The sequence below is a fragment of the Parageobacillus caldoxylosilyticus genome, from assembly GCF_019272935.1.
Taxonomy (GTDB): Bacteria; Bacillota; Bacilli; order Bacillales; family Anoxybacillaceae; genus Saccharococcus; species Saccharococcus caldoxylosilyticus.
The window spans coordinates 3474571-3496474 of record NZ_CP040553.1; the positions used below are offsets into that span (position 1 = coordinate 3474571).

Consider the following 21904-nt stretch of genomic DNA (forward strand, 5'->3'; position numbering starts at 1 on the left):
ATGGCGAAATGTGCACCGCCTCTGCGGGAACGGGAGGATGTAGAATCGCTGTGGGAAGCTTTGAAATCCGGTGAAATTGATATCATCGGTTCAGATCATTCTCCTTCTCCTCCAGCAATGAAAGTTGCTTCGGATAACGGTGATTTCTTCAGTTTGTGGGGCGGAATATCGGGCGCACAGACAACCTTGAATGTTATGCTTGAGGAGGGGTATTGGCGGCGTGGAATTCCCTTGGAAGTCATTGTACGAGTAACAGCGACCAATCCGGCAAAACGGTTTGGTCTGTATCCACGGAAAGGTACTATTGCCGTTGGGAGTGACGCTGACCTGACATTGGTCGATTTGCAATCTTCTTTTGTCCTGAAGGAAACAGATCTTTTATATCGGCATCAACAAAGTCCGTATATAGGGAAAAGTTTCCGGGGGATAGTAACGCATACAATTCTTCGCGGAAGGGTTGTTTTTCAAAGAGGTGAAATAATTGATAACAACATTTCTGGGCAAATAGTATAATTATAGCCTGTTTCTTCTTCTAAGAAAATGGCATGAGTAATTCAGCTAAAGAGTAGAATGATAAGAAAATGAATGGGTAATATTTGTGAAAATATAAAAATCCAGAATAATAATGCATATTTGTGCATGTAACAGACGACGGCGGAGAAACCCGTACCAACGTGGCTGTTCGAACTGGTTCAGGACGTTTAAAGAGTCCATCGCAAAGTAGGTTTTCAATAAAGAAGCATTTGATCGGCGTCTTTTTCAACACTGGCGGTTTTCTGTTACATAAATAAGAGGAAATTGATCTATGTATTAAGATTGTGCTTCTAAAAGTAGATTTGTTCCACTAGTGTATATATGTTCGATTATGAAAATTAGGAAATCGTGATCATGTCCATCCCTTGGCGCTTCTTTTTTTAGTTACTGTATATTTTTCCGAGGGGGTGGATTTTTTTATGTGTTTATGCATCGATTATGCGTTTTGTAATATGTTCTCGTAGTAAAAAGGAAAAACAAGATTTAACACCCATATCCACCTTTAATGTAAGGATTTATGACAAAAATATTCGGAATATATTGCTTTTTTTGATTTTTATCTTGCTTAAACGGAAGAGGTATGTATAATATTGTATATAAATATCACATAATATGTAATTTTATATTACATAAAAAGAAGGAGGGAAAGAAAAAAAGCTTCTCACGGCCATGAGAAGCTTTCAGAAAATCAGGCATCATATGTGCAACGCTATGCCTGATTCTAATTATATCACAAATAATTAGAATCTTGTAAGGGGTGTTTACATGAAGAGATTGGAGTGGAAAGCTTTTAAACTGTTAGTCTTGCTTTTATGCGCGCTTGTGTTTGTATTAAGTGGATGTGCTGCATCGTCGGCAGTCGATGAGGTGAAAGAAAAGAAGAAAGAAACAAGCACATCGGAAACGGGTGACACGGTCAAGGTAGGCATTCTCCATTCACTGAGCGGCACGATGGCGATTAGCGAGGTATCGTTGCGTGATGCGGAGTTAATGGCAATTGAAGAGATTAATGAATCAGGGGGCTTGCTTGGAAAAAAGATTGAACCAGTGATTGAGGATGGTGCGTCAGATTGGCCGACATTTGCAGAAAAGGCGAAAAAATTGTTGCAGAAAGATAAAGTGGTGGCGATCTTTGGAGGATGGACATCAGCAAGTCGAAAAGCAATGCTTCCTGTCGTAGAGCAAAATAATGGTTTACTTTGGTATCCTGTGCAGTACGAAGGGATGGAGTCTTCACCAAATATTTTTTATACAGGTGCCACAACCAATCAGCAAATCGTCCCAGCGGTAAGCTGGCTACTAGAAAATAGAGGAAAGAAATTTTTCCTGCTTGGCTCCGATTATGTGTTTCCACGCACAGCAAATAAAATTATTAAAGCTCAATTAAAGGCAGAGGGCGGACAATTGGTAGGCGAAGAGTACACTCCGCTTGGTCATACGGATTATAGCACGATTATTAGCAAAATTAAAGAAGTGAAGCCGGATGTTGTGTTTAACACATTAAACGGAGACAGCAATGTCGCTTTCTTTAAGCAGTTAAAAGACGCTGGGATTACCGCAAAAGATTTAACGGTGATGTCTGTCAGCATTGCGGAAGAAGAAATTCGCGGAATCGGCGGCGATGTATTGGCCGGTCATCTTGCCGTCTGGAATTATTTCCAATCAACGGATACACTGGAAAATAAAGTGTTTGTAGAAAAATATAAAAAGAAATACGGGAAAGATCGAGTCACTGACGACCCGATTGAATCAGCGTATTTCGCCGTTCATTTATGGGCGGAAGCAGTAAAGAAAGCAGGCTCTTTTGATGTCGATAAGGTGAAAAAAGCGGCGGATGGCATTGAGTACAAAGCGCCAGGAGGAACGGTCAAAATCGATGGGGAAACGCAGCATACATGGAAGATTGTCAGAATAGGGGAAATCCAGCCAAATGGGCAGTTTAAAGAGCTATGGAATTCTGGAAAGGCGGTCAAGCCAGATCCTTATTTAAAAAGCTATCCATGGGCGAAAGATCTAAATTAAATGAAAAATATCCATTGCGGAAAGGAGTTTAGGCTCCTTTCCATTTCCAAGAAAGGAGGGGGCTTTGTTGTCCGTCGTTATTACGCAAATTTTTAACGGCTTCAGCTTAGGTTCGATTTTGCTTTTTGTCGCTATAGGGCTGGCGATTACCTTTGGACTAATGGGTGTCATCAACATGGCACATGGCGAATTGATAATGGTGGGAGCGTATATGACATACGTCGTTCAACAAATATTTGCCAAGTATGCCCCGCAATCGATGGGATATTATTTCTTCGTCGCCATTCCTGTTGCCTTTTTTGTTTCGGCTTTTCTTGGCTGGGGATTGGAAAAAATATTAATTCGACACCTATATCATCGGCCGTTAGATAGTTTGTTGGCGACATGGGGAGTTAGCTTGATTTTGCAGCAAATCGCGCGAACGATTTTTGGCGCGCCAAATGTAGCGGTGCTTCCTCCAGGATGGTTAGATGGAGGGATTCGCGTTGCGGGAGTGGTGTTTCCGTACAAACGGCTGTTTATTTTAGCATTTGTCATGCTATCCATTTTTGCCCTCTATGTTTATTTAAATAAAACGTCGGCTGGCCGCAGAATAAGGGCGGTTACGTTAAATCGAGATATGGCTTCTTGTCTTGGGATTTCTACTCGAAAAGTTGATGCATATGCTTTTGCCATTGGCTCCGGCTTTGCCGGTTTAGCGGGCTGTGCGTTGACATTGCTCGGTCCGATTGGCCCGACGATTGGAACGTATTATATTGTCGATGCGTTTATGGTTGTCATTTTAGGGGGAGTGGGGAAACTCATCGGCACGGTGCTGGGTGCGTTCGGAATCGGATTGGTCAGCACGCTGATGGAGTATTCGACAAGTGCGACGATGGCAAAAGTAATTATGTTTGCGCTTATTGTAGCCTTTTTGCAATGGAAGCCTTCGGGGCTTGTCAGTGTGAAAACAAGATCGCTCGATTGAGGGGTGCCAAAGATGACAAAAAAAGGCTGGCTTTATTGGCTGTTTTTCCTTGCTTTGTTTGCCGCGCCGTTTTATTTGACCGAATTTCGCTTATCGCTGCTCGGAAAATTTCTTTGCTTTGCCATGATTGCGATTGGGATTTCTTTGATTTGGGGCTATACCGGGATTTTAAGCTTAGGTCATGGCGTGTACTTTGGTTTAGGCGCTTACTGTATGGCGATGTATTTGAAGTTAGAGTCTTCGCATGGGCGTTTGCCTGATTTTATGGAGTGGAGCGGTGTGAATCGGCTCCCGTGGTTTTGGAAACCGTTTGAACATCCTCTATTTGCTATTTCTTTCGCCATCATCATCCCAGTGCTATTAGCGGCATTTCTGAGTTATTTTACGTTTAAAAATCGGATTAAAGGCGTCTATTTCTCTTTATTATCACAAGCTGTAGTTGTTGTTTTTGTTACGTTGTTCATCGGCAAGCAGGAATGGACAGGGGGAACAAATGGATTAACGAATTTCTCGACTGTTTTCGGTTTCCCTTTATCTTCTCCTTTTACTCAAATTATTCTTTACTGGATCACCGTTTGTTTGCTTTTGCTTATTTTCCTTTTTTCCCGTTGGTTAACGATGAGTCGATTTGGACGGGTGCTTGTAGCCATCCGGGATGGTGAAAATAGAGTCCGCTTTTTAGGTTTTAATCCAACAACGTACAAGGTGTTTGTCTATAGTCTTTCCGCGGCTTTTGCTGCGCTGGCGGGCGTAATGTTTGTATTGCAAGTAGGGCTTATTTCTCCGGCTATGATGGGAATTATTCCTTCGATTGAAATGGTGTTATGGGTTGCTGTCGGAGGAAGGAGTTCGTTAATTGGGGCTGTTATAGGTGCTATTGTTACGAACAGTGCGAAAAGCTTTTTTAGCGAAAATTATCCTGATATATGGCTGCTGTTTTTAGGAGGATTATTTATCGGTATGGTCATGTTTTTGCCCAACGGACTTGTAGGTGTATATCAGTCTTTTAGGCAAAGAAAAAGACAATGGGAGGGGAGAACAAATGAAGCCGGTTCTCATGTGTCGCGAAGTGTCGGTGGATTTTGACGGCTTTCACGCATTGCAAGGGGTAAATCTTGAAGTTTATCCGCACGAAGTCCGCTTTTTAATCGGACCAAACGGAGCGGGAAAGTCGACGCTCTTAGATGTGATCTGCGGAAAAACAAGAGCGTGCAGCGGTAAAGTGTTATTTTACTCACACGATATTACCAAAATGCCGGAGCACAAAATTGTCCGGCTTGGCATTTCGCGAAAATTTCAAAGTCCATCGATTTTTCATCAGTTGACGGTGTGGGAGAATATGGAATTGGCTTTGAGACAAGATCGCGGCTTATTCGCTGTTTTACGGGCAAAGTTGTCGCGAGAAGATCGGGATACTATTATCACGATGCTGCAACGAATCCAATTATTGGATTATGCTGAGCAAAAGGCTGGTTCTCTTTCACACGGCCAAAAGCAATGGCTCGAAATTGGCATGCAGCTTATCCAATTTCCCCATCTGCTGCTGCTTGATGAACCGATTGCCGGGATGAGCGAAGCGGAACGGGAACGAACAGGGGAGTTGATCCATGAAATCGCGCGCCACTGTGCCGTCGTCATTGTCGAGCATGATATGGATTTTGTGCGCCGCTTTTCCAAGCAAGTAACGGTCATGCATGAAGGGAAAGTATTATGTGAGGGGACGATGGAGGACATTCAGCGTAATGAAAAAGTGATCGAAGTTTATTTGGGAAGGGAGGAGAAAGCGTGTTAAGCGTGCAAAACGTTACAGCCGGATATGAACAAAGCGTTGTGTTGGAAAACGCAAGCATTAACGCGCAAAAAGGCGCTGTGACGGCGGTACTTGGGCGGAATGGCGTCGGAAAAACGACGCTCATCAAGAGCATCATCGGGTTAATCAAACCGATTGCCGGCAAAATCGAGTGGGAAGATGAAGATATTACCTCATTGCCGCCTGAAGAGAGAGTAAGAAAGGGGATAGGCTATGTTCCACAAGGAAGAGAAATCTTTTCTACGTTAACAGTGGAAGAAAATTTATTGCTAGGGTTTGAGGCGCTTTCTATGAAAGTCAATCCAGCACCGATTTTAGCAGAAATTTATGAGTTATTTCCTATATTAAAAGAAATGCTGCATCGAAAAGGGGGAGATTTAAGCGGCGGGCAGCAGCAACAGCTTGCCATTGCCCGTGCGCTGATTGGGCAGCCAAAATTGCTTTTGCTTGATGAGCCGATGGAGGGAATCCAGCCATCGATCGTACAGCTCATTCGCGATGTCATTGTCCAAATTGCCAAAGAAAAAATGGTTGGCATTGTGCTTGTCGAGCATAGCTTAGATTTGGCTTTTTCATGCGCGGACTACTTTTACATTCTTGATCGCGGCACCGTTGTAGCACAGGGGCGTGTTAGCGAAACGAATATGAATGACATTCAACAGTTTTTAACTGTTTAAAAATAAATAAAAAGGAAGGAGAGAGCAATGAGATTAACCGCTCGCGAACAAGAGAAGCTGCTTATTGTCGTAGCGGCGGATCTTGCCCGCCGCCGCAAAGAGAGAGGGTTAAAGCTGAATTATCCGGAAGCAGTCGCTCTAATTACATATGAAATTTTGGAAGGTGCGCGCGATGGGCGTACAGTGGCAGAGTTAATGCAATACGGGACAACGATTTTAACCCGTGATGATGTGATGGAAGGAGTACCGGAAATGATCGAAGACATACAAGTGGAAGCGACATTTCCGGATGGCACGAAGCTCGTTACAATTCATCACCCGATTCGCTAAAAGGGGGGGAGAAAAATAAATGATCCCAGGAGAATATTGGTTAAAACAAGAAGCAATTGTTTGCAATCGACATAAGCCGACTACAAAAATTATTGTAAAAAATCGCGGGGATCGTCCGATTCAAGTCGGTTCACACTTTCACTTTTTTGAAGTCAACTCATTTCTTGAATTTGACCGCCAAGCGGCGTACGGAAAGCATTTAAATATTCCAGCAGGAACAGCGGTGCGTTTTGAACCCGGGGATGCGAAGCAAGTGGAGCTTGTTCCTTTTTCTGGGGAACGTTGTGTTTACGGATTGAATAATTTGGTCAACGGACCGCTTGATCGAGACAAGAAAGGGGAGTAAATGGATGAGTTTTCAAATGCCGCGAAAACAATATGCGGACATGTTTGGACCGACAACAGGAGATTGTGTCCGTTTAGCGGATACCGATTTATGGATTGAGATTGAAAATGATTTCACCGTTTATGGCGATGAAGTGAAATTTGGCGGCGGAAAAGTCATTCGCGATGGAATGGGGCAACATCCGCTTGCCACGCGTGCGGAATCGGTAGATTTAGTGCTGACAAACGCGATTATTGTAGACTATACCGGAATCTATAAAGCCGATATCGGGATTAAAGACGGGAAGATTGCCGCTATCGGGAAAGCGGGCAATCCGCTGTTAATGGATGGAGTCAATATTATCATCGGAGCGGCGACAGAAGTTATTGCAGCGGAAGGAAAGATTGTCACTGCAGGAGGAATTGACGCCCATATTCACTTTATTTGTCCGCAACAAATCGAAACGGCTTTGTCATCGGGGATTACGACAATGATCGGAGGCGGAACAGGACCGGCGACAGGCACAAATGCGACGACGTGTACCCCTGGGGAATGGAACATCTACCGCATGCTGGAAGCTGCCGAAGCGTTTCCAATGAATTTTGGATTTTTAGGAAAAGGCAATGCATCGGCGAAAGAGCCGTTAGCGGAGCAAATCCGCGCAGGAGCCATTGGCCTAAAGCTTCACGAAGACTGGGGAACAACAGCGGCAGCTATTGATGCCAGTTTGCAGGTCGCGGATGAATATGATGTGCAAGTGGCGATTCATACCGATACGTTGAATGAAGGAGGATTTGTCGAAGATACGTTGCGGGCGATTAACGGGCGAGTCATCCACACCTATCATACGGAAGGAGCGGGCGGGGGGCATGCGCCGGATATTATTAAAGTAGCAAGTTTTCCAAATATATTGCCTTCTTCTACGAATCCAACGCGTCCTTATACAAAAAATACGTTAGATGAGCATTTGGACATGTTGATGGTTTGCCATCATTTAGACCCATCTGTTCCCGAAGATATTGCCTTTGCGGATTCCCGCATTCGCAAAGAAACGATTGCGGCGGAAGATATTCTCCATGATTTAGGCGTTTTTAGCATGATCAGCTCCGATTCGCAGGCGATGGGCCGCGTCGGGGAAGTGATTTTGCGCACATGGCAAACAGCGGATAAGATGAAAAAGCAATTTGGAAAATTGCCAGAAGACAAAGGAAGAGGCGATAATTTTCGCGTAAAGCGGTACATTGCCAAATATACGATTAATCCGGCGCTTACCCATGGGATTGCGAAGTACGTCGGATCGGTAGAGGTAGGGAAATTAGCCGATTTAGTCGTTTGGCATCCTGCATTTTTTGGCGTAAAACCGGAACTTGTTTTGAAAGGGGGAATGATTGCCTATAGCGTCATGGGAGATCCAAATGCCAGCATTCCGACTCCGCAGCCGGTCATGTATCGACCGATGTTTGCAAGTTATGGAAAAGCTTTATATAGAACTTCTATTACATTTGTATCAAAAACAGCTTTTGAACTTGGAATCCCGCAGCAACTGAATTTACAAAAAATAATTCAACCGGTAGAGCACATTCGCAGCTTATCGAAAAATGATATGGTGTATAACAATGCGCTGCCAAAGATTGATGTGGATCCGCAAACGTACGAGGTAAGAGTCGATGGAACACTTATTACGTGTGAATCAGCCGAAGTTGTTCCGATGGCGCAACGATATTTTTTATTTTGAGGTGATAAGAAAATGATTGTAAAAAAAATAGTCGGAAATATTAAAAAGTTAGACCAATTACCCCCGCATATAGAGCGAGTATATTTAAGTAGCGATGATTTAGTAAAACGAATTCAGCGCGTTGTCACCGATCACGGAACAGAACTAGGAATTCGTCTAAAAGAAACAAAGGAATTAACCGATGGCGATATCTTATTTATGGATGAGAAAAATATGATTGTTGTGAGCGTGCTGCCTGATGATTTGCTTGTCATTCGGCCCACATCAATGAAACAAATGGGAGAAATTGCGCACCAGCTTGGGAATCGTCATTTGCCTGCTCAATTCGAAGGGGAGGAAATGCTCGTTCAATATGACTACTTAGTAGAAGAGCTGCTAAAACAATTACATATCCCGTATCAGCGGGAAAAACGAACAGTAAAACAAGCATTTCGTTATATCGGTCATCGCCATGATGGATAAGCTGTTGCCTTTATTGCAACTGTGTGATTCGAACTTTCCTTCCGGAGCATTTTCTCATTCCTTTGGTTTTGAAACGTATATTTCCAATGAAAAAATCAATAACTATGAAACGTTTCGCGATGCGCTCTGTGTTTATATTCAAACGCAACTGACGTATACCGATGGCTTGGCGTGCCGGTTAACGTACGATTTTTTAGAGGAAAAATCGAAAGAGGATGTATGGCGGTTAAATGAAATGTTGGCTGCGCTTTGTCTGGCGAGAGAAACAAGAGAAGGAACGCGGATGATCGGGGAACGAATGTGGAAAATTTGCCGCGAAATCTATCGGTTTGACATATGGAATGATGATAAAAAGAAACGCGGGTATATGCATCCTGCTCTTGTTTTCGCCATATTTTGCTATCACTTGGAAATTCCGAAAGATACGACGGTTTTATCGTATTTGTATACTTCTGTCCAAGCTCTTGTTCAAAATGCGGTTCGCGGTATTCCGCTCGGCCAGACCGATGGGCAACGGCTGCTCGTTTCCGTACAGCCGCATTTGATAAAAGCGGTACAGAAGATCCATACGTTAACAGAAGAGGAGTTAGGAGCGGTAGCACCGGGATTGGAAATTGCGCAAATGCAGCATGAACAACTTTCTGTTCGTTTATTTATGTCTTAATTTTTTGAAAAGGAGATGAAATGGAGATGGAACCAGTAAGAATAGGAATCGGCGGACCGGTCGGTGCGGGAAAGACGATGCTTGTCGAAAAGCTTACTCGGGCGTTGCATCGTGAATTCAGCCTGGCAGTAGTAACAAATGATATATATACAAAAGAGGATGCGCAGTTTTTAGTGAAACATAGTGTGTTGCCGGAAGATCGGATTATTGGCGTGGAGACCGGAGGATGTCCGCATACAGCCATTCGTGAGGATGCTTCGATGAATTTTGCGGCGATTGATGAGTTAAAAGAACGTCACCCGGATTTAGAAATTATTTTTATCGAAAGCGGGGGCGATAATTTGGCCGCTACATTCAGTCCGGAGCTCGTTGATTTCTCTATTTATGTGATTGATGTAGCGCAAGGGGAAAAAATTCCACGCAAAGGTGGACAAGGAATGATTAAATCCGACTTGTTGGTTATTAATAAAATTGACCTCGCCCCTTATGTAGGGGCAAGTTTAGAAGTGATGGAGCGGGATGCAAAAGCGGCGCGCGGGACAAAACCGGTTATTTTCACCAATTTGAAAGAAGAAATTGGATTAGCGGAAGTAGTGGAGTGGATTAAAAAACAAGTGATGTTGGTAGGGTTAGAAGAATGAGCTGGTCAGGACTGTTACGGTGTACGGCTATGGAGGAAAACGGCCGTACGGTTATTTCGGATTGCTATTATGAGGGAGCGTTGAAGTTGACCCGGCCGATATACCTTCATCCTTCTCAGCCGACGATTTACTTGATTCATGTAGGAGGAGGGTATGTAGACGGAGATCGATATAAGACGGAAATAATGTTGCAAGAAAGAGCACATCTGATTGCCACCACGCAATCGGCAACGAAAATATATAAAATAGTCAAGATGCCAGTACAACAATATACGTCATTTTACCTGGATGATCAAAGTGTGCTCGAATTTTTTCCCGACCCAGTCATTGCTTATGAAAAAGCACAATTTTATCAAGAAACGACCGTTTATATGAAAGAAAGTTCTACGTTCATTTATGGAGATATTATTACACCGGGGTGGTCAGAAAGCGGTGAACTGTTTCGCTACGATTGGATCCGCTCTAAATTAAAGATATATTATGAGGGCAATTTAATGTTATTTGATCATCTCTATTTAGAACCGAGTAAAGGGATTACGGGAATTCTTCAGATGGAAGGATATACTCATTTTGGTTCTCTTTTTGTGATTAGTCCTTTTATTACAAAGCATATTCTTCAAAAATTTGAATGGATGGCAACGCGTTTTCCTGTTTCTGCTCACCTTGGGTGGTCTATCCCTATGATTCCGGGATTGATTGTTCGTGTTTTAGCTCACGAAACGCATGTGATTGAAACGATTTTTCAAATGATTCATCAGTTTATTCGCGAAGAATGTTTTCAAGAGGAACCTATTTTTCTGCGAAAGTACTAAAAAAGATAAGGAGATGAACTGCTGGTGAGTGCCGTATTACCGGTTTTGCTTTTTGGATTTGTCTTGGGTATCAAACATGCAACCGAACCGGATCATGTCATTGCTGTATCCACCATTGCCAGCCGAACAAATAAGCTTTCTCTTTCGTCGCTCGCAGGGGTTTTTTGGGGGATCGGCCATACCGTAACCCTATTTGTCATTGGCATGGTTATGATAGGGATGGAACAACAAATACCAGAAACCACAGCAATGTGGCTGGAACTAGTCGTTGGAGTGATGATCGTCATCTTAGGGGGTGCAAGTTTTCGCTCGACTTATACAATTCCTGCTAAAAAGGAAGTGAAGATAAACCACCTTCATTTAAAGTCGACATTCATTGGTATTGTTCATGGACTAGCTGGCAGTGCCGGAATGGTACTTTTAACGTTAACAACCGTTGATAATCGATTTCAGGCACTGCTATTTATACTTATATTTGGCATGGGAACGATAGTTGGCATGATGTTATTTACTACTTTTCTAGGGCTGCCGTTTATCTGGATGAAACAGAAGCAAACGATTTATCAGTTCATTGTAAAAGTAGTTTCGCTAGTTAGTATAGTATATGGTTTATACTATATGTATCACATTGGTATAGAAGAAGGACTGTTATTTTAAACATATACACCATCCCCGTCTTTCAAAGAGAGGAGGGGATGGTTTTTGTTATCGTGACTAAAACACAAACATAAACGGGTGTTTTTCGCAAATCGCAATATCATGAAATATATATTCCATTTCGAAATAGGCGAGATCAATTTTTGTGTAGAAGAAGGATGATGGTAGACATTTAGAAACGTCACTACTTTCATCCGTTATTTACAGTAGTTGTTTGACAAGCAACAGCTCATCCCGGATCGGAATGCCGTCTGAGCTAACGTGCGGAATGCTCGGTTTAATTTGTCTTGCTTTTTCTACGGCATTTGGGAAGACTTTGACAATCTGGTAGCCTCGTTTTTGATAAAAGCGCAAAGCGTGCAAATTATCGTTCGTCGTGATTAAGCGGACCGTGCTACATCCATGCTGCTCGGCGAATGCTTCCGCTTGTTGCAAAAGAGCGCTGCCGACTCCTTGGTTTTCGAATAGGCTGTCTAGCGAAACAATTTCGCATTCCCCATCATGGATGACAAAGGTGATCAGCCCCGCTATTTCTCCATTGCCTTGGACCGCGGCGAACCCGTCCAGCTCGCTGCAATCATACACTCCCGTCGAAACGACCATTTGCGGACTTACCCAATGGGTGATAAAAAATTGTTGTACTTTTATGCGGTCTAGATGATGGGTAGGGATAATGTTCATGCCCCTGCCACTCCTTGTTGTAATTTGTACTTAATTTTATCATACAGGAGATAAGGTATCTTTGTTTCTTCATGTCTCTGATAGAGGCATGATGTGAGTGATTGCAATGCTTGAAACAATGGTCCAGTGCGACAAAATATTTGCAGGATGGCGCTAGTGATAAAGAAGAACGTGTTTTTTCCTATACAATATATATAAGGGCGACACACCATTTCACGGGAATATATGTTCTGTTTGATAATGGAAACGAAAACACGGTTTAAGACGACATGATTTTAAGGCGACGGGCAGACGAAATTGGCGCAGGATTTTAAAGGCGAAGCGCCGAATAGAGAATGAACGGTGTTAACTTGCCATATGCCATTCATTTGAGGCGTTGTGCATGGATGCGGACATATACTGCAGCGTCATCTGTTTGTCATTAGCAATGGGCGCTGGCAAGAAGCACTTGAAGTGATGACAGCAATTAGATCTGTGGTAGAAAATGGAGGTATATCAATGAAAACAGAAAAAGAGAAAATGTTAAATGGCGAACTGTACAACCCGGCAGATCCCCAATTAGTAAAAGAGCGGGAACGCGCGAGACGACTAACTCGTTTATATAACCAAACTTTAGAAAACGAATACGAAAAACGAACGGAACTTTTAAAAGAACTGTTTGGTTCGACGGGAAACAATCTGCATATTGAACCGAATTTTCGTTGCGATTATGGCTATAACATTCACGTCGGTGAAAACTTTTATATGAATTTTGATTGTGTCATTTTGGATGTATGTGAAGTGAGGATCGGCGATAATTGCTTTATCGGTCCTGGCGTGCACATATATACAGCTATGCATCCGTTACATCCGCAGGAAAGAAATTCAGGGCTGGAATACGGAATGCCGGTGAGCATCGGTAATAATGTATGGATCGGCGGGAGAGCTGTGATCAACCCTGGCGTGAAAATAGGCGACAATGTCGTGATAGCTTCCGGTGCTGTAGTTACAAAAGATGTACCGGATCATGTTGTAGTTGCCGGAAATCCTGCAAAGATAATAAAACAAATTGAAATGTGAACCTCTCATCACTAAAGCCATGAGAGGTTCATAGACTTCCTTCACCAATGAACAAAACATTTTTTCGCGGGTTTAATATCATGAATCCAATTCCACCGCCACCGCTCTCACCGGCGAGCCGTCACATTCCGGCAAATAAAGGGGAAGCGCGATAATATACGGATCGGCAAAGTCAATTTTATCGAAGTTCGTAAAATTTTCCCCGATCACTCCATTTACAGCGGTAATTGCTTCATGCGCAGGGAAGGAAGAGCCGTCAGGCGGATCGATGTTTAACGCATCGATGAAAAACGTGTGGATTCCTCTTTCCAGCATTGCCTGGATGACGTCGATCGCAATGTACGGGTGGCGAAAATAGCGCTCCGTTCCCGCATATTGGGACCAACCAGTGTGAAATAGGACAATCATTCCCGGTTCCAGTTGCGGCAAATAATGTTTGACATCATTTAATGTAATCGCCTCACCATCGTTTTTTCCGGTTACATCGATGACGATTCCTTTACCGATAAAGTAGGTTAACGGAACTCCCGCTATTTGCGCGCCATCTTCCCGAAAATGAAAGGGGGCGTCTACGTGTGTGCCGCTATGCGAACCAAGAACAAGGCGGCTGACATGGTAGCCGTTTTCGGCGAATGTTGCCGCTGGCTCGATATGCGGTTTTGGATCTCCTGGATAAATCGGGGTTTGTTCAGTAATGGGCATCGATAGGTCAATGATTTTTTTGATGTTCATATCCATTTCGCTCCTTGAAAAATATCTGTTCGCCGCTCATTCATCATTGTGTAAAAGGTTTGCTTTAATTCCTGGCGCCAGTTCTCATCTATCGTTGCTCGTATGATTTCTTCTTGATCATCCATGTTGGCGATGGCGATTTCGCTTCCATCTGGTCCATAAATACAGGATAAACCAAAGAAATGGAAAGAGAAAGACCGTCCTACTTGATTACATGCGGCGACATAGACGGTATTATCGAGCGCGCGTGCCATCGCAAATTTTTGAAAAGGCGCATGAAACGGGGATTCCCACGCACACGGAACGAGAAGAAGCTCGGCTCCACGGACTGACAGATGCCTTGCTAGTTCTGGAAAAGCCAAGTCCCAACAAATCATTAAACCGATGCGGCCGAGCTCTGTATTCACTAGTACTGGTTTGGCCCCGGGAGTAAACCACGCTTTTTCTAACGGGGTTAAATGGATTTTTCGATAATTCCCTGCACATTGTCCGCTTGGATGAATCAGGATGAGAGAGTTATAGAGATTTGTCTCGTCATCTTTTTCGACGTATCCGTAAGCAATATACAATTGAAGTTTTTGCGCAAGCCTGCTCATTCGCTGAAATATAAAATCATTCCATGTTTGCGCAACCTCTTTCAGCGTTTCCGACAACACGTAACCAGTGGTACAAAGTTCCGGAAACAGGAGAAGGCGGACATTGGGGAATTTTTGTTTACATTCGTTTGCGATGGCTTCCATTTTTGCAAGGTTGCCAGAAATATCGCCATTTACCGGCGTCATTTGCGCCAAGGCTATTTCATACGATGTTGCCATGAATTATCCCTCCATGCTAGTTGGAGCTTGGAGTTCTATGGTATGTTCTGCGCTTGATGTTTGTTTGGTAACTTTCATCAATCCCCAATAGCCTGCTCCCGATAAGAGAAACGTTAATATGGTCGAGCCGATCGTAAGCGGATGAACATACGTAAAGTAATAGGCGAAAACAGCTCCGATGATGTACGTCACATATGCGGCCACATTGACTCCTTTTTGATAACGATACCGTCCTTTTGTGTCAAAAAGAATATCTTCCGCATCATATGTTCCTTTTTTGATCAAAAAGTAATCGACGAGCACAATGGCGAATACCGGAATGAACAGTGTGGCAATGAGCATGATAAAATTAAAGAAATGGGACATGAGTGTTTCTTTTAACAAGGCGCCGAGAGTACAAATGATTCCCATGATCAATGTCGGCTTCCAAAATCCCGCGCGCGGGAATACGTTCATAAAGGACATCGTCGCACTATATAATGCCATGACATTGGTAGATAGTACAGAAAAGAAAACGACAATGGATGCGATCAACCCAAATCCGTAAGCGGCAAGGAGGATAGTAGGGTCGTATGTTCGTTCCATGTTAGAAGCAATGCTGAATCCGCTTACAACCGCACCAAGCCCCATTGCCACAATCGAAGCGACAAGATAGCCAAAGTAGGTTCCCCAAAATCCGCTTTTTTCCGACTGACAGTTTCGATTAAAATCACAAACGGTCGACATCCACGAAAATGCTGTTGCAACTACGATATCAAAAGCGATGATTGTCGTGACCGATGGATGTTTGCTTAGTTTCATTTCTAATAGTGTTGAGATGTGATACGTTGTAAAAATTTTATAAAAAACGAGAAAGGATAAAAGCAACATGGCGATCGATATATATTTTTCGATTCGTTCTACCCCGCGGTGGCCGAAAATCGTAATGATCACGACAAGCAGTTCGGTTAAAATCACAAATAAATTAATATTGCTGTATCCCGTAGCGTAATGAACCGCATAATTCAGGCTAAGGCCAGCCATATACGCTTGAATCCAGCTCCAGCCAATTAAAATAATTGTATTGACAAGGGCTGGAAGGATCGCTCCTTTTTGTCCGAAGGCGGCTCTGGTGATAACCATGGTGGGGAGTCCGGTTCGAATACCGATGTTTCCTGTAAGAGCGAGCGGAATGGCGCCGATCGCAGAGCCGACAATAATCGCGAACATCGCACTGGAAAAGGAAATATCGGGAACGAACATCATGCCTGTCATCACGGTAGTAATGACGACGTTAGCAGCAATCCAAAGAGTAAAGGTACTAAAAAAATTCATACTGCGTTTGTTCATCGGTGTTGGCAGAATATCATCATGTCCAAAACGTTCTGTCCATTTCGCCATCAACAATTCCCCCTTCACTTAAAATTTATAATATTCGGAATAATTTTCATATAAATCGATTTCGCCGCAAGGACGAAATCGAAAAGTTATTGATACCACTCGAGAGGTTTTCCATTTTGGCTTATATTCACATGTTTTGTTTCCGTAAAAGCGGCAAATCCTTGTGGGCCAAGCTCCCTGCCGATTCCGCTTTGTTTAAAGCCGCCCCAAGGCGCATCGACATAAGGAGTGTGATAACTGTTAATCCAAATCGTTCCTGCTCTCAGTTTCCTGGCGATTTGTTCTGCCTGTTCGAGATCGCGGCTAAATATGCCGGCTGCCAGCCCATATACTGTATCATTTGCCAATTCGATTGCTTCTTTATCATTTTTGAAGCGTTGTACGGTAATGACAGGACCAAAGATTTCTTCCTGCACGATGCGCATGTCTTGATGGACATTTATGAAAACGGCGGGGGATAAGTAATATCCTTGTTCTTTGATGCGTTCGCCGCCTCGGAGCAGGACAGCTCCTTCTTGCAATCCGAGTTGGATATATGTTTCTACTTTTTCTAAATGAGAGGAGCTTATTAATGGCCCCATCTCCGTTTTTTCGTCTAAAGGATCTCCGATGTGAAGGGAATCTAGTCTTTTTATCAGTTTATCTATAAATGAATCATAAAGACGTTCATGGACAAGAATTCGTGAAGCGGCAACACACACTTCCCCTTGATTGAAAAAAGAAGCAAACATTCCCCACTTTACAGCGTTATCAAGATCAGCATCTTCGCAAACCAAAAGTGGAGATTTTCCGCCGAGTTCCAGGGAAACCCGTTTGAAGCCGCCAGCGCATTGTTCGTAAATCCATCGCCCTGTTTTTGTTCCGCCGGTAAATGATATTTTTTCCACATGAGGATGTGTCACCAATGTTTCCCCAACAGGAAAGCCGCCTCCAGGAACAAGATTAAACACACCTGGCGGCAGACCGACGGAATCGATAAGTTTTGTTAGTTCCATTAGAGATAATGGAGTTAATTCTGAAGGTTTAAAAACAATGGTATTTCCCGCAGCGAGCGCAGGTGCAATTTTCCATATCCCCAATAAAAGCGGGAAATTCCAAGGAACAATGAGTGCACAAACTCCAATAGGTTCTTCGATGATTTTACTTATTGTTCCATCAGCCATTTTCTTTTCTGTAATGGTTCGTTGTTCAAGAAAGTCGGCATAATAACGAAGGCATTGTACAGAATCGCTCACATCGAGACGTGACTCGCGAATTGGCTTTCCCGTATTGATCGTCTCTATATAAGCAAATTTTTCTTTGTTTTTCTCTAGTAGATCTGCTAATTGACGAAGAACGGAAATTCGATAACTTGGATTCGACGGCCAATTTGTGTATTGAAAAGCATGGCGGGCGGCTTCGATCGCTTCCAATGTTTGTTGCAAGGACGCTTCATTAATTTCTGTTATCACTTGTTCATTAGAAGGATTGATGATCGTTCTTTTTTCTCCGTTTCCTATATGCCATGCACCGTTTATGTACACATGGTAATTGGACATAAAAACTCTCCTTTTAGTGAGATGCTCTTATTGTGTTGTTGTTGCAGACAAGTTTTTTTGCAGTGATCGTCTTTTCTTTAAAGCAACCAGCGTGATCATTTCATATATAATTGCAGATGCTAACACAGCTGTAATTTCTCCGCTATCATAAGCAGGCAATACTTCCACTAGGTCAAATCCGACAATATTTAGCCCATCGAGTCCTCTTACATATTCTAGTGCTTCATAGCTAGTTGGTCCTCCTACTTCCGGTGTGCCAGTGCCGGGAGCAAACGCAGGATCAACAAAGTCGATATCATAGGAAACGAAAACAGGTTTGTCACCTACACGTTGGTGAATGCGTTTCATTACTTCAGAAAATCCAATTTGTCGAACTTCCTTCATGGTAATCACTTCAAAACCAAGCCGTCGTGCATCTTCGATATCATCCGCACTGTAAAGCGGTCCGCGCATGCCAATTTGGATGGAATGATCAACATCTAGCAATCCTTCCTCGACAGCACGGCGGAATGGCGTACCATGCATATATTTTTCACCGTAATAATGATCCCAAGTATCTCCGTGAGAGTCGAAATGAACAAGTGCCACTGGCCCATAGTGCTTATAAAATGCCCGTAAGTTTCCTAATGTAATGGAATGGTCGCCGCCCATAATAATCGGGACGATATTTTTCTCTAAGAGTGGCAGCAACTCTTTTACGATATTATCGTATGTTCGCAGCGCGTTTCCTGGAATGACGTCAATATCGCCATAATCTACTCCAGAACAATATTCAAAGATATTAATATCCATATCTGGATTGTAAGGGCGAAGCAATACGGAAAAATTTCGAATGTGCTGCGGGCCATATCGTTGTCCGGTTCGGTTAGAAGCAGCAGTATCAAACGGCACACCCAGTACAACAAAATCCACATTGTCTGTTGTTTTGATATTTTCTAAACGCATAAATGTTCGAACTCCACAAAAGCGGGGAGATTGGGATGAATCTTTTGGCTTATACATGTAAAAACCTCCTTTAAAGAAATGGAAATATTCTGCTTTTTATAAATGCAAAAAGTGTGCCAAAAAAGAATAAGCTTTTTTGCAAAGAAATACGATGAATTAATTCAAAAGTGAATTAAAAATAAAAAATCAATTCAAAAATGGATTTTAATCCATTTTTGAATTGATGCGGTATTTTTTTAGTTTTCTCACTACGGTTGGCTGACTAATTCCAAGGTAATCTGCCATTTCATAAGTCGTTTTACATTGTTTTGCTGCGCGTAAGAGCCATTGTCGTTCTACTTGTTCGATTGCTTCTTTAAGCGTAGTGGGTTCTTTCTCTTTTTCTAACCATTGATTAGATCGTGTAGATTGGGAATGTTTTTGGATAGAAAAAGGGAGATATTCAGGATAAATGGCTTTTGTTTCGGAGGTAATGACTAATCTTTCCATCATATTTTCTAATTCTCGTACATTGCCAGGCCAGTCATAATGGACAAGATGGTCAACAATGGACGGATGAAAATATTTATCCGTATGGTATTTTTTGTTGAATTTTTCTAAAAAATATTGTGCCAACATGAAAATGTCTTCTTTTCTCTCCCGTAAAGCAGGTACGTAAATGGGAATAACATGTAAACGATAAAATAAATCTTGACGGAACTTCCCCTGTTTTACCATTTCCTCTAAGTTCTGATTTGTCGAGGCAATAAGGCGAAAGTCAATCGTTCTTTCTTTAATTCCCCCAACGCGTGTTACTTTTTTCTCTTGTAAAACTTTTAGTAGCTTCGCTTGCATCGAAAGTGGGAGTTCGCCAATTTCATCAAGAAAAAGAGTCCCCTTATCTGCTAATTCGATCAGTCCTGGCTTCCCGGTTTTTTGCGCGCCGGTAAACGACCCTTTTTCATATCCAAACATTTCTGATTCAAATAGCGATTCAGGAATAGCGCTACAGTTCACTTCGATAAATGGTTGGTTTCGTCTCGGACTATTTTGATGGAGGGCGCGAGCAAATACATTTTTCCCCACTCCGGACTCGCCAAGAAAAAGAACCGTTGCATCGGATTTGGCAACCCGATGCACTAGCTTCCAAATACGCTGCATGACTTTGCTTTGAATGACGATATTTTCCTGTTTTAATTCTTCCATTTCGATTTGATAATGCTCCATCTGTCTTCTTAGCTTTTCATAGTCTTCTTTTAAACGTTCTAACTCTGTTAAATCATGCGAAAAACTAATCACGCGAATAATGTTGTTTTGTTTGTCAAATACAGGTACGCCTGTTGCCATTACGACACGCCCAGTTGGTGTTCGTTGCATGACTTGAATTTCTTTTCTCTCCTTTAACACTTTGGCCGTAACAGAAGGGGAAAATATATTTTCTTTCTCTAATTGATATACGGATTTTCCAATAAGATAGGAAACCTCTTTTCCATAAATAGAAAGACAGTTGGGGCTGGCGCGGAGAACAATGCCATTTCCATCTGTAATGACAATATTATCGTTAGATGATTTTAATATGGCACGTAACTCCAATTCCAAAACATCCGTTACACGTTGCATGATCTCCCTCCTAGCTGCCTATCAGAACTTACATTACTTAATTATTCAAAGAAGCGGAAAATCCCTTTTTATTTGTCATAAAGTTTTTGGCATGTTTTTTGCATCTATAAGCAGGTGAATACAAAGTAATGGAGGGAGAAACAGATGAAGACGGGAGTAAAAAAATTTATACAGTTAAAAACCAACATTCCAGGACCAAAAGCAACAGAATTACTAAGAAAAAAAGAACAGAACGTTCCTCGGGGACCGTTTAATACAGTATCTACGTTTGCTGCCAAAGGGGAAGGGGCACTCTTAACAGACGTGGACGGAAACACGTTTATTGATCTTGCTGGGGCGATTGGAAGTCTCAATGTCGGTCATTGCCCGCCGAAAGTGGTGGAAGCGATTAAAGCTCAAGTTGACCAGTATATTCACCCTTGCTTTCATGTGATGATGTATGAGCCGTATATTCAATTAGCAGAAAAATTAAATGAAATTACTCCAGGCACTCATCATAAGAAAACATTTTTCCTAAATAGCGGTGCTGAAGCGGTCGAAAACGCTGTAAAGATTGCACGGAAATATACAGGCAGAAAAGCCATTATCTCCTTTGAGAGAGGATTCCACGGACGGACGCTTCTTGCGATGTCACTAACAAGTAAAGTAAAACCATATAAATTTGGATTCGGTCCATTTGCGCCAGATACGTACAAAATTCCGTATCCATATTATTACCGCAAACCATCCGGCATGACAAACGAGGAATTAGATGCAGAGATTTTAAGACGTTTGGAAGACTTCTTTGTATCCGAAGTTCCAGCAGAAGAAGTAGCAGCAATTATTATGGAGCCAGTACAAGGTGAAGGTGGCTTTATTGTTCCGTCGAAAACGTTTGTGCAAGGAGTAAAACAAATTTGCGAAAAATATGGTATTCTATTTATAGCAGATGAAATCCAAACAGGATTCGGACGAACGGGAAAGATGTTTGCTATTGAACATTTTGATGTTGTGCCGGATTTAATAACCATGTCGAAATCCATTGGAGCAGGTGTACCAATCAGTGCGGTTACTGGAAGAGCAGAAGTAATGGATGCGCCAAATCCAGGAGAAATCGGCGGGACATATGGAGGCAGCCCTCTTGGCTGTGTAGCGGCATTACAAGTCATTAATATGCTGCAACACGAGCAGTTAGTCAAGCGTGCCAATGTGATCGGCCAAACGGTAATGAACCGGTTCAGACAGCTCCAGGAGAAATACGAAACAGTTGGTGATGTACGTGGACTTGGAGCCATGGTGGCAATGGAATTTGTGAAGGATTCTGAGTCAAAAGCGCCGAATAAAGAATTAACAGCAGCAATTTTACAAGAATGCCATCAACGCGGTGTCATTGTCATGAGCGCTGGCATATACAGCAACGTCATTCGTCTATTAACACCGCTTGTTATTACAGATGAGCAGCTAGCGGAAGCATTAGATGTGATGGAGGAAGTGATTAGTGAATTGGCATGATGTGTTAAGGTAAAAAGTGATGAAGAAA

23 protein-coding genes are annotated in these 21904 nt (G+C 42.6%); 16 read left to right on the forward strand and 7 right to left on the reverse strand.

All coding sequences use genetic code 11. The features are described from left to right. The 14 genes from BV455_RS20830 to BV455_RS17785 all read left to right on the forward strand — a co-directional run bounded on the left by BV455_RS20830 (position 1) and on the right by BV455_RS17785 (position 11636). Positions 1–513, forward strand: a complete 513-nt coding sequence (locus BV455_RS20830) for an amidohydrolase family protein (protein ID WP_342393765.1) — start codon at positions 1–3, stop codon at positions 511–513. A gap of 786 nt (positions 514–1299) precedes the next feature. Further along, the gene (urtA, locus tag BV455_RS17725) at positions 1300–2556 is read left to right on the forward strand and encodes an urea ABC transporter substrate-binding protein (protein WP_218687492.1); all 1257 of its coding nucleotides are present in this window, start codon (positions 1300–1302) and stop codon (positions 2554–2556) included. Between the two features lie 67 nt (positions 2557–2623). Then, on the forward strand, positions 2624–3523 hold the full coding sequence (gene urtB / locus BV455_RS17730; RefSeq protein ID WP_218687493.1) for an urea ABC transporter permease subunit UrtB: 900 nt from the start codon (positions 2624–2626) through the stop codon (positions 3521–3523). A 12-nt stretch (positions 3524–3535) separates the two neighbouring features. Further along, positions 3536–4609: an urea ABC transporter permease subunit UrtC gene (urtC, locus tag BV455_RS17735; RefSeq protein ID WP_218687494.1), complete on the forward strand. Its 1074-nt coding sequence runs from the start codon at positions 3536–3538 to the stop codon at positions 4607–4609. Continuing rightward, positions 4566–5315 (forward strand): urea ABC transporter ATP-binding protein UrtD, encoded by a 750-nt coding sequence (gene urtD / locus BV455_RS17740; protein ID WP_218687495.1) that lies wholly within the window; start codon positions 4566–4568, stop codon positions 5313–5315. The genes urtC and urtD overlap by 44 nt, the downstream gene beginning before the upstream one ends. Next, positions 5309–6010, forward strand: coding sequence for an urea ABC transporter ATP-binding subunit UrtE (gene urtE, locus BV455_RS17745; RefSeq protein ID WP_218687496.1), 702 nt, complete (start codon positions 5309–5311; stop codon positions 6008–6010). The genes urtD and urtE overlap by 7 nt, the downstream gene beginning before the upstream one ends. A 27-nt stretch (positions 6011–6037) precedes the next feature. After that, positions 6038–6340, forward strand: a complete 303-nt coding sequence (locus tag BV455_RS17750) for an urease subunit gamma (protein ID WP_013401012.1) — start codon at positions 6038–6040, stop codon at positions 6338–6340. A 19-nt stretch (positions 6341–6359) separates the two neighbouring features. Next, the gene (locus tag BV455_RS17755; RefSeq protein ID WP_218687497.1) at positions 6360–6686 is read left to right on the forward strand and encodes an urease subunit beta; all 327 of its coding nucleotides are present in this window, start codon (positions 6360–6362) and stop codon (positions 6684–6686) included. A gap of 4 nt (positions 6687–6690) precedes the next feature. Continuing rightward, the gene (ureC, locus tag BV455_RS17760; protein WP_218687498.1) at positions 6691–8400 is read left to right on the forward strand and encodes an urease subunit alpha; all 1710 of its coding nucleotides are present in this window, start codon (positions 6691–6693) and stop codon (positions 8398–8400) included. A 12-nt stretch (positions 8401–8412) separates the two neighbouring features. After that, positions 8413–8862, forward strand: coding sequence for an urease accessory protein UreE (gene ureE / locus BV455_RS17765; protein WP_081161991.1), 450 nt, complete (start codon positions 8413–8415; stop codon positions 8860–8862). After that, the gene (locus BV455_RS17770) at positions 8855–9526 is read left to right on the forward strand and encodes an urease accessory protein UreF (RefSeq protein ID WP_042411791.1); all 672 of its coding nucleotides are present in this window, start codon (positions 8855–8857) and stop codon (positions 9524–9526) included. The genes ureE and BV455_RS17770 overlap by 8 nt, the downstream gene beginning before the upstream one ends. Before the next feature lie 26 nt (positions 9527–9552). Continuing rightward, the gene (ureG, locus tag BV455_RS17775) at positions 9553–10167 is read left to right on the forward strand and encodes an urease accessory protein UreG (protein ID WP_042411793.1); all 615 of its coding nucleotides are present in this window, start codon (positions 9553–9555) and stop codon (positions 10165–10167) included. Further along, complete coding sequence (locus tag BV455_RS17780) at positions 10164–10979, forward strand: urease accessory protein UreD (RefSeq protein ID WP_218687499.1); 816 nt, start codon at positions 10164–10166, stop codon at positions 10977–10979. Before ureG ends, BV455_RS17780 begins: the two co-directional genes overlap by 4 nt. Before the next feature lie 24 nt (positions 10980–11003). Further along, on the forward strand, positions 11004–11636 hold the full coding sequence (locus BV455_RS17785) for an urease accessory protein UreH (protein ID WP_082791620.1): 633 nt from the start codon (positions 11004–11006) through the stop codon (positions 11634–11636). Positions 11637–11837: 201 nt separating this feature from the next. Here BV455_RS17785 and BV455_RS17790 read toward each other — a convergent pair whose 3' ends face one another. After that, entirely contained in the window at positions 11838–12317 is a 480-nt protein-coding gene (locus BV455_RS17790) for a GNAT family N-acetyltransferase (RefSeq protein WP_061579563.1), read from the reverse strand. A gap of 498 nt (positions 12318–12815) precedes the next feature. Here BV455_RS17790 and BV455_RS17795 point away from each other — a divergent pair, with 498 nt between their 5' ends. After that, complete coding sequence (locus tag BV455_RS17795) at positions 12816–13376, forward strand: sugar O-acetyltransferase (RefSeq protein ID WP_061579562.1); 561 nt, start codon at positions 12816–12818, stop codon at positions 13374–13376. Positions 13377–13454: 78 nt separating this feature from the next. Here the strand turns inward: BV455_RS17795 and BV455_RS17800 are convergent, their stop codons facing one another. From BV455_RS17800 to BV455_RS17825, 6 genes are all read right to left on the reverse strand, one after another. Then, entirely contained in the window at positions 13455–14108 is a 654-nt protein-coding gene (locus BV455_RS17800; protein WP_218687500.1) for a cyclase family protein, read from the reverse strand. Next, entirely contained in the window at positions 14105–14923 is an 819-nt protein-coding gene (locus tag BV455_RS17805) for a carbon-nitrogen hydrolase family protein (RefSeq protein ID WP_218687501.1), read from the reverse strand. The genes BV455_RS17800 and BV455_RS17805 overlap by 4 nt, the downstream gene beginning before the upstream one ends. A 3-nt stretch (positions 14924–14926) precedes the next feature. Next, positions 14927–16303, reverse strand: a complete 1377-nt coding sequence (locus tag BV455_RS17810; protein ID WP_218687502.1) for a purine-cytosine permease family protein — start codon at positions 16301–16303, stop codon at positions 14927–14929. Between the two features lie 86 nt (positions 16304–16389). Next, positions 16390–17841 (reverse strand): aldehyde dehydrogenase family protein, encoded by a 1452-nt coding sequence (locus tag BV455_RS17815; RefSeq protein ID WP_218687503.1) that lies wholly within the window; start codon positions 17839–17841, stop codon positions 16390–16392. Between the two features lie 27 nt (positions 17842–17868). Continuing rightward, the gene (speB, locus tag BV455_RS17820; protein WP_218687504.1) at positions 17869–18843 is read right to left on the reverse strand and encodes an agmatinase; all 975 of its coding nucleotides are present in this window, start codon (positions 18841–18843) and stop codon (positions 17869–17871) included. A gap of 147 nt (positions 18844–18990) precedes the next feature. Next, positions 18991–20385, reverse strand: a complete 1395-nt coding sequence (locus BV455_RS17825) for a sigma-54 interaction domain-containing protein (RefSeq protein WP_061579557.1) — start codon at positions 20383–20385, stop codon at positions 18991–18993. 144 nt (positions 20386–20529) lie between these two features. On the opposite strand from BV455_RS17825, the gene gabT reads away from it, so the two are divergent. Then, entirely contained in the window at positions 20530–21876 is a 1347-nt protein-coding gene (gene gabT, locus BV455_RS17830) for a 4-aminobutyrate--2-oxoglutarate transaminase (RefSeq protein ID WP_061579556.1), read from the forward strand. The last annotated feature ends 28 nt before the right edge of the window (positions 21877–21904 follow it).

Excerpts from the sequence above, each read along its gene's own strand:
- BV455_RS20830 (WP_342393765.1), top strand. The coding sequence starts at position 1 with ATGGCGAAATGTGCACCGCCTCTGCGGGAACGGGAGGATGTAGAATCG.
- urtA (WP_218687492.1), top strand. The coding sequence starts at position 1,300 with ATGAAGAGATTGGAGTGGAAAGCTTTTAAACTGTTAGTCTTGCTTTTA.
- urtC (WP_218687494.1), top strand. The coding sequence starts at position 3,536 with ATGACAAAAAAAGGCTGGCTTTATTGGCTGTTTTTCCTTGCTTTGTTT.
- urtD (WP_218687495.1), top strand. The coding sequence starts at position 4,566 with ATGAAGCCGGTTCTCATGTGTCGCGAAGTGTCGGTGGATTTTGACGGC.
- BV455_RS17750 (WP_013401012.1), top strand. The coding sequence starts at position 6,038 with ATGAGATTAACCGCTCGCGAACAAGAGAAGCTGCTTATTGTCGTAGCG.
- BV455_RS17755 (WP_218687497.1), top strand. The coding sequence starts at position 6,360 with ATGATCCCAGGAGAATATTGGTTAAAACAAGAAGCAATTGTTTGCAAT.
- ureC (WP_218687498.1), top strand. The coding sequence starts at position 6,691 with ATGAGTTTTCAAATGCCGCGAAAACAATATGCGGACATGTTTGGACCG.
- ureE (WP_081161991.1), top strand. The coding sequence starts at position 8,413 with ATGATTGTAAAAAAAATAGTCGGAAATATTAAAAAGTTAGACCAATTA.
- BV455_RS17770 (WP_042411791.1), top strand. The coding sequence starts at position 8,855 with ATGGATAAGCTGTTGCCTTTATTGCAACTGTGTGATTCGAACTTTCCT.
- ureG (WP_042411793.1), top strand. The coding sequence starts at position 9,553 with ATGGAACCAGTAAGAATAGGAATCGGCGGACCGGTCGGTGCGGGAAAG.
- BV455_RS17780 (WP_218687499.1), top strand. The coding sequence starts at position 10,164 with ATGAGCTGGTCAGGACTGTTACGGTGTACGGCTATGGAGGAAAACGGC.
- BV455_RS17790 (WP_061579563.1), bottom strand. The coding sequence starts at position 12,317 with ATGAACATTATCCCTACCCATCATCTAGACCGCATAAAAGTACAACAA.
- BV455_RS17795 (WP_061579562.1), top strand. The coding sequence starts at position 12,816 with ATGAAAACAGAAAAAGAGAAAATGTTAAATGGCGAACTGTACAACCCG.
- BV455_RS17800 (WP_218687500.1), bottom strand. The coding sequence starts at position 14,108 with ATGAACATCAAAAAAATCATTGACCTATCGATGCCCATTACTGAACAA.
- BV455_RS17805 (WP_218687501.1), bottom strand. The coding sequence starts at position 14,923 with ATGGCAACATCGTATGAAATAGCCTTGGCGCAAATGACGCCGGTAAAT.
- BV455_RS17810 (WP_218687502.1), bottom strand. The coding sequence starts at position 16,303 with ATGGCGAAATGGACAGAACGTTTTGGACATGATGATATTCTGCCAACA.
- BV455_RS17815 (WP_218687503.1), bottom strand. The coding sequence starts at position 17,841 with ATGTCCAATTACCATGTGTACATAAACGGTGCATGGCATATAGGAAAC.
- speB (WP_218687504.1), bottom strand. The coding sequence starts at position 18,843 with ATGTATAAGCCAAAAGATTCATCCCAATCTCCCCGCTTTTGTGGAGTT.
- BV455_RS17825 (WP_061579557.1), bottom strand. The coding sequence starts at position 20,385 with ATGCAACGTGTAACGGATGTTTTGGAATTGGAGTTACGTGCCATATTA.
- gabT (WP_061579556.1), top strand. The coding sequence starts at position 20,530 with ATGAAGACGGGAGTAAAAAAATTTATACAGTTAAAAACCAACATTCCA.